At 45.8% G+C, this 16,799-nt stretch carries 14 protein-coding genes and 1 riboswitch; of the genes, 2 read left to right on the forward strand and 12 right to left on the reverse strand.

What is annotated here, in order from left to right; all coding sequences use genetic code 11:
• Window positions 1–13: 13 nt before the first annotated feature.
• The 9 genes from addA to DMO16_RS07565 form a co-directional block, all read right to left on the reverse strand.
• Window positions 14–3,775 carry a helicase-exonuclease AddAB subunit AddA gene (gene addA, locus DMO16_RS07530; protein WP_129476433.1) on the reverse strand — a complete coding sequence of 1,254 codons (3,762 nt, stop codon included), beginning with the start codon at window positions 3,773–3,775 and terminating at the stop codon, window positions 14–16.
• Entirely contained in the window at window positions 3,772–7,269 is a 3,498-nt protein-coding gene (gene addB / locus DMO16_RS07535) for a helicase-exonuclease AddAB subunit AddB (protein WP_129476436.1), read from the reverse strand. The genes addA and addB overlap by 4 nt, the downstream gene beginning before the upstream one ends.
• Window positions 7,270–7,385: 116 nt before the next feature.
• Window positions 7,386–8,024, reverse strand: a complete 639-nt coding sequence (locus DMO16_RS07540; RefSeq protein WP_129476439.1) for a serine/threonine protein kinase — start codon at window positions 8,022–8,024, stop codon at window positions 7,386–7,388.
• Between the two features lie 46 nt (window positions 8,025–8,070).
• Window positions 8,071–8,439, reverse strand: coding sequence for a hypothetical protein (locus DMO16_RS07545; RefSeq protein WP_061968846.1), 369 nt, complete (start codon window positions 8,437–8,439; stop codon window positions 8,071–8,073).
• A gap of 24 nt (window positions 8,440–8,463) precedes the next feature.
• Entirely contained in the window at window positions 8,464–8,667 is a 204-nt protein-coding gene (locus tag DMO16_RS07550) for a hypothetical protein (RefSeq protein ID WP_074440460.1), read from the reverse strand.
• Between the two features lie 112 nt (window positions 8,668–8,779).
• Window positions 8,780–9,613, reverse strand: coding sequence for an STAS domain-containing protein (locus tag DMO16_RS07555; protein ID WP_129476442.1), 834 nt, complete (start codon window positions 9,611–9,613; stop codon window positions 8,780–8,782).
• A 90-nt stretch (window positions 9,614–9,703) separates the two neighbouring features.
• On the reverse strand, window positions 9,704–11,314 hold the full coding sequence (abc-f, locus tag DMO16_RS07560) for a ribosomal protection-like ABC-F family protein (RefSeq protein WP_241840486.1): 1,611 nt from the start codon (window positions 11,312–11,314) through the stop codon (window positions 9,704–9,706).
• A 152-nt stretch (window positions 11,315–11,466) separates the two neighbouring features.
• Window positions 11,467–11,589: a hypothetical protein gene (locus DMO16_RS25145; protein WP_276203840.1), complete on the reverse strand. Its 123-nt coding sequence runs from the start codon at window positions 11,587–11,589 to the stop codon at window positions 11,467–11,469.
• Between the two features lie 93 nt (window positions 11,590–11,682).
• The gene (locus tag DMO16_RS07565) at window positions 11,683–12,327 is read right to left on the reverse strand and encodes an N-acetylmuramoyl-L-alanine amidase (RefSeq protein ID WP_129476445.1); all 645 of its coding nucleotides are present in this window, start codon (window positions 12,325–12,327) and stop codon (window positions 11,683–11,685) included.
• A gap of 389 nt (window positions 12,328–12,716) precedes the next feature.
• On the opposite strand from DMO16_RS07565, the gene DMO16_RS07570 reads away from it, so the two are divergent.
• Complete coding sequence (locus DMO16_RS07570; RefSeq protein ID WP_061968838.1) at window positions 12,717–13,136, forward strand: MarR family winged helix-turn-helix transcriptional regulator; 420 nt, start codon at window positions 12,717–12,719, stop codon at window positions 13,134–13,136.
• A 62-nt stretch (window positions 13,137–13,198) separates the two neighbouring features.
• Here DMO16_RS07570 and DMO16_RS07575 read toward each other — a convergent pair whose 3' ends face one another.
• The 3 genes from DMO16_RS07575 to mgtE all read right to left on the reverse strand — a co-directional run bounded on the left by DMO16_RS07575 (window position 13,199) and on the right by mgtE (window position 15,609).
• Window positions 13,199–13,462 carry a hypothetical protein gene (locus DMO16_RS07575; RefSeq protein WP_061968836.1) on the reverse strand — a complete coding sequence of 88 codons (264 nt, stop codon included), beginning with the start codon at window positions 13,460–13,462 and terminating at the stop codon, window positions 13,199–13,201.
• Between the two features lie 46 nt (window positions 13,463–13,508).
• Entirely contained in the window at window positions 13,509–14,087 is a 579-nt protein-coding gene (locus DMO16_RS07580; protein WP_206738072.1) for an NAD(P)H-dependent oxidoreductase, read from the reverse strand.
• A gap of 175 nt (window positions 14,088–14,262) precedes the next feature.
• The gene (mgtE, locus tag DMO16_RS07585; protein WP_129480330.1) at window positions 14,263–15,609 is read right to left on the reverse strand and encodes a magnesium transporter; all 1,347 of its coding nucleotides are present in this window, start codon (window positions 15,607–15,609) and stop codon (window positions 14,263–14,265) included.
• Between the two features lie 143 nt (window positions 15,610–15,752).
• A riboswitch (ZMP/ZTP riboswitch) is annotated at window positions 15,753–15,842 on the forward strand.
• 54 nt (window positions 15,843–15,896) lie between these two features.
• On the opposite strand from mgtE, the gene DMO16_RS07590 reads away from it, so the two are divergent.
• Complete coding sequence (locus tag DMO16_RS07590; protein ID WP_129476451.1) at window positions 15,897–16,745, forward strand: bifunctional 5,10-methylenetetrahydrofolate dehydrogenase/5,10-methenyltetrahydrofolate cyclohydrolase; 849 nt, start codon at window positions 15,897–15,899, stop codon at window positions 16,743–16,745.
• Window positions 16,746–16,799: the final 54 nt, after the last annotated feature.

Below are 16,799 nucleotides of genomic sequence, written 5' to 3' on the forward strand. Positions count from 1 at the left end.
TCTCGTAAAAACTCTATTTAACTTCTAATAAATGTGCCCCATCAAAGAAATACAAATAGCTTGCCTTGACCGGTTTTTTCAAAATACGTTCAATGGCTTTGCCATACAGTTCAAGCTGCACTCTGTACCTTTCAAGCAAAACGGGCTTTGCCCCTTCAAACCCTCCTGAAAAACGGTTCGTAATAGCATCGGTTTTATAATCTATTAAAAGAAAGCCGTCTTCTTCAGGAACAAGACAGTCAATGACCCCTTGTACAAGAATTCTTTCATTTGTTGTTTCATTCCAGCTCAAGGCCGCTTCCTCTACAGGAAGAGCCATGTTAAACGGCATCTCGCGAATAACCTCCGTTGCTTGTGTTACTTTTTTGCCGATCTCGGTTTCAAAAAAGGCCGAAATTGCAGAGGCATCAACATGATTTGCCTGTTCCCTTGTCAGCAGCTCCATTGCCACCATCTCTTCCAATAGCTCGTTCACATGGTCCGGAGTTACCGGACGGGATAAATTGATGTGCTGCATGACCGCATGCATGGCGGTTCCCCGTTCGGCAGCCGTCAGCGTTTTTTCTTGCATGAACCGTGGACGGCTCGCCTGGGTGGAGGAAAATCCCCCTGTTAATTTACTGCCGTTGTATTCATCATCCATGTATTGATACTGACGCTTCAGTTCTGTCACGGACTGTTTTGACAAGATGGCAGTGGAGGCCTGATGCTCGTACTTCCAATTCAAACGCCGGTCCACTTCCTCTTGTTCTTTAGAAGTGATCGCCACCGGATCGTACTCCCGGATCGTAGAAAGAATCTCTTCCTGAAGAGCTTTTCTTCCTTCACTTTCTTCTTCATAATGAGCGGCATCAAAGGTCTTGACCTTCCATTTGGCGGGATCTGTGTATACTTCTCCCCTTCCTGTCTGAGCAGCCGGGAGCAGCTTCCTGAGTTCTCCGCCATCCTTGTGCCGAATGACAGAACGGCCAATCCAGTCAAGGTATGTTTTCGCCTGCGAGCGCTCATAGTCCGGCAGCACCCAGTCTCCGCTTTCCAGTACATCTGCCCATTGTCCAACGGACTTTTCCAGGTCATTAAGCGTACCGAGAAGATACAGTTTTTCTTTTGCCCGCGTCAGAGCCACATAGAGCACCCTCATTTCTTCAGCGAGCAGCTCCATTTTTTTTCTGCGCAATATGGCAAGCTGGGGCAGTGTCGGATAGGCGACTCTATACCTTGGATTGATATACCGGGTTCCCAGTCCAAGTTCTTTATGCAGCAAAACAGTTTCCTTGAGATCCATCGTATTAAACTGCTTATTTAGTCCTGCAGCAAAAACAACGGGGAACTCCAGGCCTTTACTTTTATGAATGGTCATCACCCGGACAACATCTTCCTGTTCACCAAGCGCACGGGCAGCTCCGAGGTCTCTTCCGCGGTCCTGCATTCGCTCAATAAATCGAAGAAAGCGGAAAAGCCCGCGGAACGACGTTTTTTCATACTGTCTGGCACGATCGTACAACGCCCGCAAGTTGGCCTGGCGCTGTTTGCCTCCCGGAAGGCCGCCGACAAAGTCAAAATATCCCGTTTCCCTGTAGATCCGCCAAATGAGATCGGCCAGAGACCCCTGCCGCGCAGCTTCTCTCCATTGGCTCAGGTTTTTCGTAAAATGAGCCACTCGACTGCGGATATTTTCACTTTCACCGCTGTTTAGATACTCAGTAAGGGCATCAAAATAAGTTCCCTTGCGGTCAGCAAGTCGCACAGACGCCATCTCGTCTCCTGTCAAACCGACAATGGGCGACCGCAGTACCGAGGCAATCGGAATGTCCTGCAGCGGGTTGTCAATCACCTTCAACAAAGACAGCATAATATTGACCTCAATGGCTTCAAAATATCCGGTCGAGAGCTCCGCATAGGCCGGAATTCCCTGCCGTTTAAATTCCTCCAGGATAATAGGGGCCCACGTTCTTGTGGCGCGAAGAAGGATGACAATATCTTTATATTTTACCGGCCGCATTCCACCGGTGTTTTTATCGAGCACCTGGTACGGCAATTCTCCTTCAGTCCCGATGAGTTGTTTGATTTTTTCCGCCATCACCCTCGCTTCCAGGATGACGGTTTCGCTGTCTGATTTTTCGCTTTCGCCGGTTGCCTCTCCATCTTCATCCCTTACAGGAGAGCTTTTATTGATCAAGAGAAGTTCTGCTTCTGCACTCTCAGCTTCCGGATAATACTCCGCACCGAAAGACAAGGCAGCTTCACTGCTGTATTCAATTTCGCCCACGGATTCGTTCATGATTTGTTTGAAGATATAGTTGGAGGCGTCCAGCACTTCGTTTCGGCTTCGAAAGTTTTTTGCCAGATCGATCCGCAAGCCCGCACCTTCACCCGGGATTTTGCCAAATTGCTTGTATTTTGAAAGAAAGAGACCAGGCTCCGCCAGGCGGAACCTGTAGATGCTCTGTTTCACATCGCCTACCATGAACAAATTGCCTTGAGCCGTGTTTCCTTTGCTCACAAGCCGGACAATCGTTTCCTGTACCAGGTTGGTATCCTGATATTCATCCACCAGTACTTCCACAAAGCGATTCCGGTATTCCTGCGCTGCCGGGGTGGGTACAGGATTCTCGATCGTTGAAGATGGCTGCTTCAGGATTTCCAGACAAAAATGTTCAAGATCACTGAAGTCCAGCAGCCCCTTTTCCTGCTTTTCTCTTAAAAAACGGATGCCAAATTCCTGTACAAGCTCTACAAGACATTTGACGACAGGCGCCATTTCCTCCAGATGAATCACATAGGACTCCGGCGGCCTGCTGAATAGATCGTCTTTTATGGCATTGACCCTTTTCTTCACCTGATCCCGCATTTTTTTGACATTTTCTTTAATAACGGGATCCACTTCTTTTCCTCGAACCTGCTTCATGGTTGCGAACGAGCCGTCACTGAATACATCATACAAGTCCTGCCAGGATTGCCCCGCCGCTTCTTCCAGGCGTTTTAAATAGGCGAGGTCATTTTCGAGGGTTTCGCCATATGGCGCAGGACCTTCCGGTGAACGGGCTGCTTTTAACGCACGGTCCAGAACATTTCCCAAACCTCTTAGCTGCATCGCCACATCCTCAAGCAGCTCTTTTGTCCAGGGCAGATCATCAATGTTCTCTGCTTTCACGTCATACTGAGCAGCCATTTGATTGAGCCAGAGGTCCGGGTCTGGATGGCTTCTCGAAAAATCATACAGTTTTAAGATGAGGCGCTGCAGCTCTGCATCGTTACGGTCTGAACTGTAGGCATCCACTACATTAAAGAACACCTGGTTATTTTCTTTGCTGTACTCCTCTTCAAACAGATCTTCCAGGACTTCCTGCCTGATCAGCTCTGCTTCTGTGTCATCGGCAATACGAAATCCCGGATCAAGATCAATTTGGTAGTAATACTTTCTCAGGACTTCAATGCAAAAGGAATGCAGCGTTGAAATCGAGGCTTTGTTCAACAGTCCCAGCTGTCTTCGCAGATGAAGCGAAGCAGGATGAAGGGAAAGCTCCTTTTCAATCGCATCCCCAATCCTTTTCCTCATTTCAGCTGCTGCAGCATTGGTAAACGTTACAATCAGCAGACGGTCTACATCAGCAATTTCTTGTTTGATCATGGTGATAATCCGTTCAACCAGCACCGCTGTTTTACCGGAACCGGCGGCTGCGGCCACAAGAATATCCTGCCCTCTCGCCTGAATGGCCTGCCACTGATCATCCGTCCACAGGCTGTCTTTTGGTTTTTCCGCAATTTTAATCATTCGCCTTCTCCTCCTTCCTCACGCATTTTGGCCAGGATCTCATCATCGTTTTCCTGCTTTAACAGACGATACTGATTTTCTTCCAGTGACTGATCAAACTGGCACACAGATCTGTAGGAACAATATGTGCAAGGCATTTTGTTTTTCATTTGATATGGCGCAATATCGATGACACCTTCGGTAATGTCTGTGCCCACCTCTTTGATCACCTTGCGGACATATTGGGTCATGGTGGTGAAATCTTCTTCGGTCGCGACCGAAGAATGCGTCGGGTGAAATCCTTTTGACGTCAAGGAAACAGGAATAATGTCCGATTTTTTTTCAAAGACGGTATCCATCAGCTGGACCGTTTCCGTATCGGCCAGTACCAGGCCTTTCATCTTAAACCGTTTGAAAAGCTCCTGCTGTACCTCTTCAAGAGTGAGCAATTTCTTTTGTGACAATAACGGATTATGAATATGAAAATACAGCACTCCTGCGGGATGCGCTTCTTTTCCAAGCCACTCCACGGAATGGCTGATCACAACATCAAGGTATGTCAGCATCTGCAGGGCAATCCCGTAATACACCTCGGAAAGGTTCAAACCGGTTGAACTTGATTTGTAGTCGATGATTCGAAGCATCAACCCCTGGGATCCTTCCGCTGAATCCACACGGTCGATCCTTCCGATTATCTCCATGGAAGTTCCGTTTGGAAGTGTATATTTAAGAGGCGGAAGCGGCTGCTGTTTTCCAAATCCCAGTTCAAGACCCACCGGTGAAAACCCGCTCACCCGCGCATGCTCGCTCAGCATATGAGATGCTCTGCCCACGATGTCACTCAGTTTGTTTTTGATATACAGATGGCGGTTGGTTGATAGCAGAATCTGGCTTTGCAGTTTTAATGCAAGGCTGTCCACCACTTCTCCCGCAAGCCTGTAGCAGTCTTTCATGGACAGATCACGCCAGGTCATTTGATGGGTTCCCAAATAGTCGTCCATGTTTTTTAATGCCGCATGAAAAAGCTGGCCGATATCGGGAGCTTCAAGCCGGTACAGCCTTCGTTCCTGAAGTTTCAGCCCATATGAAAGAAAGTGCGAAAATGCACACGACTTCTGAAGCTCCATTCGTGATACGCTCGCCGTTATTGCATCGCCATATAATTCTTTCGTGACGGAAGAAGACAGTTTTTTCTCCTGGTTGTAATAGAAAAGACTGCCTAGCACCGTTTGTCCAAGCCACTTCCATTGGTCTTGTCCTGTCGTCCAATTGTATACATCCCACCACAGTGCTGAAATCGGGTACCCCTTCTTCCACTCCCGCAGCTGGGTGTTCAAGTGGGAAATTGCCTTTTGCGGATGATGGATGTAGGAAAGATCATTGCCATACTCCGGATCATTTTGGATAAAGGTTTCCGTAATTCCGGGAAAGAGAGATTTGACCCTGTTGATCACCATGGAAGGAAGAAGATTTTTTCCTTCTTCGTCAGCAAGCGGATAATAAATATACAGCTTGTCCGTTGCGTTCGACAGCGACAGATAGATCAGAAACTGCTCATCAAGGAGCTGCCGTCTCGCACCTGGCGCAAGCGCCACCCCGTTCTTTTCGAGCAGATCGCGGTCATCTTCTGACAAGATGCCATCGTCCTTTGGTTTGGCGGGTAGTATACCGTCATTCACACCAAGTACAAAATGGCATTTCACACCCGAATAACGGGACCTGTCCATGGTACCGGCCAACACTTGGTCGATCGCCGGAGGAACAAGTGCGAACTTCAGGCTTTCCAGGCCTGTATCGAGCATTTTGATCCACAGTTCAAGCTTTATCGCTTCACTTCCTGTAATTTCAACCATTTCATCCAAAAGCTCAACGACCGCATCCCAAACCTGATCATGTTCGCGCGCCATGCGAAGCCTTCCCTCTTCCTGGGCTTTGCGGCTGAGACGCTCCAGCTTGGCCGGAATATGAAGACGTTCCAGGTAAACAAACAGCACTTCACAATAATCCCTTACCGTTTCCGCCTTTTTCAGATCCCGGGATAGCTTGTCCAACGGTGACACGATCATATGCCGAACTTCATTCAAAACTTCCTGTTTTTGGACCTCTTCGTCGGTCTGAACGAATTGATGTTCTTCAAGCGCCTGAAAACGCTGCACCTTCCAGGGCTTTTTATCCATCCAACGTGTGCCCTGTATGCCATAAGCCAGAACATAATTTTCAAGCCCATCCATTTCATGCCTAAGCTCCGAGGAGGTATACTCGCTGTTTTCCGGATAGAGCAAGTCCGTCTTAACCGCACGGAATACGGATTCGTAACGCCAATTGGCCGTAACCGTTTCAAGAGAAGAACGGATCAGTTCAATAAGCGGATGGTGAAGCATCGGTTTCTTTTGATCCAGAAAGACAGGAATCTCATACTCTTCAAAAACTGTTTCAATCAGATCCTGGTACTCATTCATGTTTCGGATTGAAATAGCGATATCTTTAAATCTGTATCCCTTGTCACGTACCAGGGTAAGGATTTCCCGTGCAGTTCCCTCTACCTCCGCACGCCTGTTGACCGCTGAAGAAATGGATATATCATTGGAAAAACCAAATTCCAGCGCAGGCCGCTGCTCAAACTGGCTTTCAAGATGGGCGAGCGAGGGGCTGCCATTAAACCTCGGACACTCCTCAAGGACAACCGGCTCCTCTTCCATCACACCTTCTTCTTTGGCAATCTTGCGGATAACCGAGGAGGTCTTTTTCGGGGTATAAAAAAGATCCAGCTCATGCGGATTTTCAGTACTTTTCCCTGCATCAAGGGTCAGTGCCACGGTGACACGGCGGGCATGCTTTAGAAGCATGCTCAGCACTTCCAGTTCCTGAGGTGTAAATTGGTGAAAGCCGTCTATGTAAAAATCCGCCTGTTGAATGTATTCCGAGTGAGGGATTTTTTCAGCAAGCAGCCTCAAATAATCCTCATTATCCATGTACTTGTAAATTAACGCCTTTTCCATCTCTCCATATATAAGGGCCAGATCTGAAAGTTTATCCCTGAGCACACTACCTTCATCAGTGCCCGAGAAACTCAAAAGAGTTTGTGCATTCCATTCCAATTGCTCCGGGTTCACACAGTACCGCTTGAATTCCGTAATCATGGTTTCCATCAGCGAATAAAAGCCATTCTGTTCCGAAGCCTTCTTAAATACTTTCAGTTCCTGCTTTTTATTTTCGATAATCTTTCTGAGCATCATGTTCATGCCGACACTTGTAATATGAAGCCGCGTCATCCCGCCGACATCGCCAAGGATCTTCCATGCCAGACGGGAAAAACTGAACACCTGGGCACGCATCATACCATCGAGACCAGGTGTTTTTGCCAATTCATATTCAGACTGAAACGTCATCTGTTCTGGTACCAAATAGATAATCGGCCGGCCTTGTGGCTGTTCAAAAAGAGAGTCTCGGATCTCTCCCAGACTGCGTTCCGTCTTTCCGCTTCCAGCCCTTCCCAGAATAAACCGCAAACTCATAAACTCACCTCTGTCAAACTGTTAATCTTATAGTTATTATCTCATAAAACGGCCTGTAAAAGAATGATAGGGACACCCTAAAAAGCCTGCTCCGGTTTTGCGTAATAGAGCAGGCATTAATTGCTTCGTTTCCATTTTTTGTACCACCTGTAGCCGATCCTGACTGCATTTAGAACAGGGTAAGGCAGTTTAACAGGATAGTTATAAAAAACAGGAAGATACACTCTATAGTAAGCTTTTCTTAAATCGTTCCATTTCGAGCATTTTTCTCGTTTGCAAAAGTCGGAAACATCCACAATGATGCCCCGCCCATCCAGCAGCATAACGTTCTTGCCATGCACATCCCGGGGAAAAAGACCAAGGCCCCGTGCGTAAGACAGGGCGTTATCCACGTCACGTATCACCGTTTGCGGAATTTTTATTCCTTTATGAAGACAATCATAGAGTGTTACTCCTTTGATCCTTTTGAGAATCAAATGGCGTTCACCATAGCCATAGCATTGGGAATAGGCAGGGTGTTCACCAAGGGTCTCGTACACAAGGATCTCTTCCCGCAGCCCTTCAGGATTTCTGCCGTAAATTTTAACAACGAGGTCCGGAAATTCGGGATGAAGAAAAACAGCAGCATAATTTCCGCATCCTACCACTTTCCATGGTTCGGGATGAGTGAGCACTTCTACAGGGTCGCCCGGATCCCGGCTGACTATTTTTGTGTTTTTCGTTAATTCCTCTGCCAACTTCATGTACGTTTTCATGGTCCACCTTGCCGATCATTCAGTCTCCGGCGTCAAGCCTGATTTGCTATTTTCGCTCTACCAGCGTACCAAAAAGAAAGTGTTTCATCAGCAATTCTGCCTTATTCCGGAGATGTACATTGGGAAACCTCATAACTTCCTGATAGCCTCTGATAAAAATCTGATATTCGGTCATATCATCAACCGGCCTCCCATCCGCTACTTTGATCTTCCGCTGCAACATCTCTTTTTTCACGTCCCTCAGCTCAAAACTGATGGCATTCATTACATTCTCTACCAAGGTAATATAGGGCTGCCTTAATTTAAAGGGGGACTGTGCGATCACTTTTAAATCCCGATTAAAAATGGTCAGGAGCATGGGGTACATAATATACTTATCCACCAATACTCGGTCCGTTTCATCACCATATAACATCTTCCGCTTCCTCCACCATCTGTATTAAGCCGTATTTTTTGCCACAGACAATATATTCGATACTTTAAACGTTCGTATTTGCCTGCGCAGACAGCAAAAAGCGGTTAATGTTTCTTTGTCACAGGAAATGGGATAAACCATACGCTGAGTAAACTGACCGCGGCCAGATTGATAAATAATCATAAAAGGATTTCGTTCAGAAACATAACGCGCCAGCAATGAATTCATAACAGCCACCGCCTTGTTCGTTATTTATTTACAGTATATGCGAACAAACGTTCTTTATGCAACTAGAAAAATATGCCTATCCTTCATAAGGATAGGCATATTTCCATAGTGATCATACGTTTTGAAGCAACTTCTTTTGCTGGAGCGCCTGATGCAGGCTCCCCGCTATGGAAAACCCTTCAAAACTTATCCCTAAGGAAACCACCGTCTGTGCGAGTTCAGGGCGCATACCGGTCAATGTAACGGCCACACCCAAGAGCTTCAGTGAAGTAATGACCTGAAACAGATTATGCGCAACCATAGTATCAATCACCGGAACACCAGAAAGATCAATAAACAGGTGATCGATTTTCATTTCTACGCATTCGTTCAATACGATTTCCATGATCAGCTTCGAACGGTGAGTATCAATAGATCCGACAAGAGGCAAGATACCGACTGAATCCGTGAGGCGCACCACAGGAACAGAAAGCTCTTCCAGTGCTTCCCGGGCCAGGCCAAGCAAATGATTGTTATAGTCTACGTAGGCGACGCTAAAGGAATACACCACTTTGTCCAGTAGAGGATCAATGATTTGAACAGCTTTCATCGCCGTTTGGCCAGTATATCCGTGCTTTGCCACTTCCGTGCTGATGAAATCCAATATGGTCGATCTGTAATAGCGGGTAGTATCAAGAGCAGTATCCAGTGACAATTGAATCTTCACCGCAACTTCTCCACTTTTTTTACCCCAGTCCAAAAACTTTTTTTCAGATTGGGCAAGGTCTGAAAACAATGCTTCACCTAAATATTGAAACAGTTCGATCCTCCAATCGATCAAAAGCTGCTTTTGTCCATCGTCCGATGGGTTGATGCCATTTTGGATTCTGTTTTTAGTGACAATGGCCGCAAGTTCCTCTTTATGCTGTATGATGAAACGTCCAAGTTCCTTTAACTCTTTGTCCATAAGTAACTAACCCCTCATGTCTTGCAGTATGATTGTATCTATCACATACACTATCCCCGCCATCCAATGAAACAAAACAGGGAAAACCGATTAACGCTGCTGCCTCGCCTGATCATACGATCCAAGATATTCATCGATATAGCCCTCATTCAGCCACGCAATCCGGTTAAACAGCTTATTTAAAAAGTACCGATCATGAGAAACGGCCACTACCGTTCCGGTAAATTCCTCAATCGCATCTTCCAGAGCTTCTCTTGAATCGATATCCAGATGGTTGGTCGGTTCATCCAGGAGAAGAAAGTTCACATCCTGATGAACCAGCTGTGCGAACCGGAGCCTGGTGTTTTCTCCCCCACTGAGGTCTTTTACCTTTTTAAACACATCCTGTCCGTAAAATAAAAACTTCGACAGGAGATGCCTCGCCATTCCTTCATCAACAGCTACCGCATCACGGAAGGCTGAGAGAACCGTATCTTCCGGCTGATGACTTATCCCGCTTTGCGAGAGGTAGCCGAACTTAACAGAGGTTCCGACTTCTATTGATCCTGTTGTCTTGTGCCACCCCATGATGGCTTTTAGCATCGTGGACTTTCCTGTACCATTATTGCCCACGATAGCGACTTTCTCCCCGAATCGTATAAAAAGGTCTACCTGCTTTAAAACCTCTCTTCCTCCAATGATCGTTCCCACTTCGACCAAAGACAGAGCATCCTTACCGCTGCGGTCTTTCATTTGAAAGGCCATCTCTGCTTTTCGGCGCTGCAGAATGGGGCGTTTGATCTTGTCCATTCGCTCGACGGCGCGCTCCATACTGCGTGCCCGGCGGTGGAGATCACCATTGTCGCCCCGAATGGCCCATTCACGCAGCCGTTTAATCGCTTCCTGCATTTTTTTTATTCGCTTCTGCTGCTCCTGATACTGAGCAAACTCGGCGAGGAGGCGCTTTTCTTTTTCCTCTGAAAAAGCGGTATAGTTGCCGTGATAGAGAGTCAGTTGACCATCCTCGAGATCATAGACCTTGTTCACTGTACGATCCAAGAAATAACGGTCATGGGAAATGCAAACCACTGCCCCCTTGTATTTTAATAAATAATCCTCAAGCCATTCCATTGTCCGCAAATCCAAATGGTTGGTTGGTTCATCAAGCAAAAGCAGGTCAGGCTCCTGCAGGAGAAGGCAGCCGAGTCCCACTTTGGTCTTTTCACCTCCACTGATGGAGGAAAACGGTTGGTCTTGAATCTCTTCCAGTCCGAGCCCTTTTAGAATGCCGTTAATTTTGGACTCAATGGAATAGCCACCCATGGCCTCGTAGGCTTCCTGCAAGCTGTAAAGCTGGTTGAGCCACTTACCCAGTTGCTTTTCATCACAATCACTCTTCATTTTTTCAGTTAAAGCATGGATTTTTTCCTGTATCTCACGCTGTTCGGAAAACGACTGCATAAACACATCATATACAGCAGCCTGATCGGATTGAACCGGGATTTGTTCCAGATAACCTGCAGTCGCTCCCTTTTTTAGATGTATCTCTCCTCCATCCGGCTGCTCGGCCCCTGTCAGCAGTTTAAACAAGGTACTCTTCCCGGTTCCATTACGGCCCACCAGGCCGATACGGTCTCCTTCGTGAATCTCCAATGATAAGTTATTAAAAACAGCATGGCCGCCAAAACTTTTTGCCAGGCTGTATGCAGAACATAGCATCATAGGTAACACTCCTTAAATTTGGTGGTTACCCATCCCAAAGGGTCAAACACTGGCTGGAACAGCTGCTGCATAACCTTTTGCAAACAAAAAAACCATGAGCAAGTACTCCTGCCCATGGTTTGTCCGTAATAAAAGGATGGGTATGGAAAAACTTACTGATGTACGCTTAGCGTATGAAAATTGGACAGACTTCTCCCGTGATCAGTCATTTCATGTGTTATCGAACGGACTTCAACTGTCAGCCAATCAACCATACAACGTACACCATTCAGCATTCCAACCCCTCCTTTCCTTATTAGATACAAATAGTATATCACCGTATAAAGAACCTTATCAATAACAATTTACAGAAAAATAAATCAAATCTGTCATTTTGTTTTGATAATGACGGCATCAAAACCCGCTTTTTTCGCCAGCTTTACCATTTCCACTGCATTTTCCGGTTGTCTGTAGCTTCCAATTTGCACCCGGTATAGCGTTCCCTGTTCTTTCTCATCATCTACTGGGCCCATCGTGGTCAACTCAGCTTCAACTGCCTGAAGAAAGTGCTGATATGTTACTCCATATTTCTTAAAGGCGTTTACTGGATCTGTTCTCCTGGCAGGATCCAGCTGAAAATGGCCTTTAATCGAATGTTCAGGAATCCATCCATAGTGCCGGCACAGCCATGCAAAAAACCAAACATACCGTTTATAGGCTTCTTTCCAAATGATGTTGCCTCCATGGCACAGTTCTACACCTAATGCCCAGTCATTGGCATCTGAAACCTGACTCCTGACATGCCATGCTTTTTCACTCAGAGGGATGATCAATAGAATTTCTTGGTCATCAATGAACACATGAGCGGAAGCTTCCAAATTCCTGCTGTTGAAGTACTTGTAATTTTGCTTAGCGGTGGACCCTTCGTTTCCTGTATCATGAGCGACTGCATACCTTGGAATCCGGTTTCCTCCCGGTCGCTGATTCCATCTCTGATCAAGCAGCATAGTGGTTATTTTATAGTTGGCTCCCATAATCATCCCTCTTTCACTTTTTATCCATAAGTAGAAATAAAATCCATAAAAGAGGCAAAAAAAGAGCTGTGGATACAAATTTTTGTCCCCACAGTTCTCTATGTGTCTATTCTCAATTTGTAGCAAAGACCACGGTCCAGTAAATAACCCCTGCCAGGAAACCTAAACCAAGCAATAAAAACCATAGTGTGCTGTTTTTCATCGTCCAACCCCATCCCTGTTCATTTCCACTTCGAGGGTAACATACAAAAAAAGAGAAAAAAAGCGAAAAATCAGGAGATTTTGTGTCCAAACCCCATAAATGTTTGAGTAATTGGCGTGCAAAGTATACTATGTAAGTAGGAGTGTCGATAACTAATACTTATTAAAATGTAGAATAGGTGATTGCTATGAATGATAACCGCACAAATAGGATCGCAGAACTTGAGAACAGCTTCCTGACTGTTTTTCGGACCTTCAGAAAAGACATTAACGACCTTTTCTCTGATGATGTGCCTGCCAACGAGTTTGGCGTCCTTAATCTATTAAAGGATAAAGAATATCTTACAGCCTCTGAGCTAGCGGGTGAAATGAAGGTTTCATCAAGTCATATTACAGGTGTAACCGACCGTTTAATAAAGAAAGATTTAATAACCAGAGAACGATCCTTGACCGACCGAAGAATCGTTTATGTAAAAATCACAGAAAAAGGCCAGGCAGTTGCTGAAAAGCTGTCAGCGATCCGCCGTGATTATTATAAAGAGAAATTTTCGGGCCTTTCAGATCAAGAGATGGAAAATATGATTGACTACTTAAACCGCATGTCGTAGCACACAAAAAGGCAAAAACACATACGCTAGTGTTTTTGCCTTTTTTAAGAACGTGATGGTTATTAGGAATACATGCTCCACATGCCGATATCCTTAAAACCGATTCGTTTATAGATGGATCCCGCTCTTGGAAGATAGTTTCCAAAGTACCGTAGCAAAATCCCCCGTATCTCTCCCTGCTTCCCAAGATCCACCCAGATATCCTGAAAATCCGTATCGTAACCAAAGTTCTCAATATCACCGATGATGAATAGATTCATTGCCTTTTCCTCATCGAGATAATCCAAAATCTGTTCATTCAAAGTATCGTCTGCTTTAACAATCATGTTGCTTCTTCACCTTCATCGTTTTCAAATGTATCTTTTCTCTTTATTACTGCGTTTGCGCAAGGTACCGTACTTCCTCAAGCATGCTCCGCCTTTTTTCATCACCGGCCAATATCACGTTGCCAAAATAAAGTGACTGGATGGGCTGTATGCCGCAGAACTCAAAAATACTAAGGTTGCGCGCCACGTTCATGGCGTCATGCATCCCGTTCTCCTCGTATATTTCAGAAGGGGTTCCGGTCGTGCAAATCGTAATCGCCGTTTTGCCTTTTAGCCGTGGAATGGGATCTTCCCCGTCCAGCTCATATGCAAAGCCATAGCTGAATACGCGGTCTATATAACCCTTCAGCAACGCGGGCATGCCACCCCACCAAACCGGATAGATCAATGTAATGCAGTCACACCAGGCGATATGCTTTTGTTCGTTGAGCACATCCACCTCATACTGACCCTCCAGCGAATTCTCGTATTCCCATTCAGTCAGAACCGGATCAAAGGCCAGGTCATACAGATTCCTTACAATGACCGGATGGCCCTTTTTCTCCAGTTCTTTCGAATATACCTCGAGCAAGGCATGATTGAAGCTGTGATTCGACAGATGACAGTACAGTAAAAGATGATTCATCATGTCTCGCCTCCTTCCCAACTCCTATACGACACCGTCCTTTTAAAATCCTTTTCACTAGTAAAAAAAGATATTTGATTACCAATATCAGGGGATTTTGTATACAGGCTTGTAGAAACCCGGTAACACAAACAGCCGTCCAGTGCATAAAAGACTGGACGGCTGCTTGTTGTTTTCAGATTAAGTGTGAAATAAAAATTGATGCGGTACCAAAATACACGAGCAACGAAAAGATATCATTAAGCGTGGTGATGAGCGGACCGGAAGCCACTGCCGGATCCACATTGAAACGGAACAACAGGAGCGGGATCAACGTCCCTGACAACGTTCCGATAATTAAGGTCAAAAACAATGAACTTCCAACCACCAAGCCCAGTATGGCATTCCCTTGCCAAAAATAGGCGACAAGTGCAATGAGAATACCACAGGTGGTGCCAATGATGAGTCCCACACCAAGTTCCCTCAGGATGAGACGCAGCATCACTTTTTTATCAACATCATTCGAAACCAGTCCGCGAACAACGACGGCCAGCGACTGTGTGCCAGTGTTCCCTGTCATCCCCGCAATCATTGGCATGAAAAAGGCGAGCGAAACAACTTTAGAAAGAGTACTCTCAAAGGCAGAAATGATGCTTCCTGAAATAATACCAATAAACAGTAACAGAATCAGCCATGGCAGCCGCCGGTAGGACGCAACAAAGGCACTTGTATTAAAATCGATTGATTTACCAGAAGCAGAGAGCTTTTCTATGTCTTCGTTTGCCTCTTCGATTAAAACGTCGAGTACGTCATCCACTGTTACGATCCCTAAGAGCACATCATTTTCGTCAACAACAGGGACTGCGATAAAATCATAGCGTTCGATGGTCCTTGCCACTTCCTCCTGATCCATTTCGGCTGGAACCGAAATGACACGGGTGAACATCACCTCTTCAATTTTGTCATTGATATCCGCAAGGAGAAGGTCCCGATAGGATACAACTCCTGCAAGCTGCTTTTCTTCGTTAATGACATACAAATAATAAATGTTCTCCGCAAAGCCAGCAAATGTCTTCAATTTGTCAACCGCATCCCGTACAGTAAACATTTGCGGAATCCAAACAAAGCGGTTGGTCATAATCCCGCCGGCGCTATCGGCGGGATACTGCATGAGAGATTGAACCGTCCGGGACTCATCCGCCCTCATGGATGCGAGAAAATCCTGAATTTCATCAAATGAAAAATTGCTCAGAAGGTCAGCCAGATCGTCATTTTCCATTTCGTTCATGATATGAGATGATCGCTCAATGCCCAATTTGTGCAAAATCTCTATTTGGAGATCGCTGTCAAGCTCCTGAATAAGAGAGGCAAGCTGCCTGGTGGTCAGGAAGGTGAGAAATTTATGCCGGTGCTTCTCCGGCAGCGTTTTATAGACTTCCGCCATATCATATGGATGCAGTTCATCCATTAATCCCTGAAACTCTTTTTTCCTCAGTTCTTTCAAGCTTTTAATCACAAAAAGCAGAATCTGATTTTCCGTCATTTCCTTGAACACGAATGTCACCCCCTTTATTAATGTTCCTATTATATAAGAATCTCCAAGAAACTGCGAATGCAACATAATATTTATCAAGATTTGCAGGGTTGAATCTTTTTGAAAGCTTAGGGTATAATCTAAACAGAATAAATAAAAGCAGCAACTGACGAGAGCGTGTGGAATTGACCACAAGGAAGCTGCAAGAATCACCTAAAAAGCCGTTCGTCTGGGCAGGGGTAAGGGATCCGTGTATCTATTCCTTGCCTCTTTTCTATTCTCAGGAGGTAATCAGAGTGGAAAACAAGCTATTACTCAATGGCACCCGTGTCGCAACCGATATCAAGGAACAATTGAAAGGAAGAGTGGAAGAGCTGACAAGCCGGGGCGTAACCCCTTGTCTGGCTACAGTTCTTGTCGGCGATGATCCGTCTTCGGCCACTTACGTCAAAATGAAAGGCAACGCGTGTGAAAAATTGGGCATCCTGTCCAAAAGAATTCACCTTCCTGCCGAAATCACTACAGAAGACCTGTTAAAAACCATTCATGAACTTAATGAGGATGAGGCGGTACACGGAATTCTGCTGCAGCATCCGGTACCTTCACACATTGATGAGAGGGCAGCCTTTGAAGCCATTGACATTGAAAAAGACGTGGATGGTGTAACAAGCTGGGGATTCGGACAAACGTCATTCGGCTTTGGAAGCTATCCGTCCTGCACCCCTGCGGCCATTATGGCAATCTTGGATTACTATGATGTCCCTATCGAAGGAAAACACGCGGTTATCGTCGGCAGAAGCCCTATCCTTGGAAAACCGGTTTCCATGCTTCTGCTGAACCGCAACGCTACCGTAACAACCTGCCATTCCCGCACACAAAACCTGCCGGAAATCGTTAAGCAGGCAGATATTGTTGTCGCTGCCGTTGGAAAGCCAAAATTTATTAAAGGTGACTGGATCAAACCAGGAGCCGTTGTCATGGATGCCGGCTACAATCCTGGCAACATTGGTGACGCGGATTATGAAGAATGTGAAAAGAACGCAGGTGCCATCACCCCTGTTCCTGGCGGAGTCGGCCCTGTGACCATCTCCATGCTGCTGAAGCACACCGTTGATGCAGCCGAAAAGAAACTAAATCAGCAATAAGAATAAAAAAGAGCCATGCACCCTTGCGCATGGCTCTTTTTTTGTGTCTGATAT

Origin of the sequence: Fictibacillus sp. S7 (genome assembly GCF_004127935.1) — a bacterium.
Classification (GTDB): domain Bacteria; phylum Bacillota; class Bacilli; order Bacillales; family Fictibacillaceae; genus Fictibacillus_C; species Fictibacillus_C enclensis.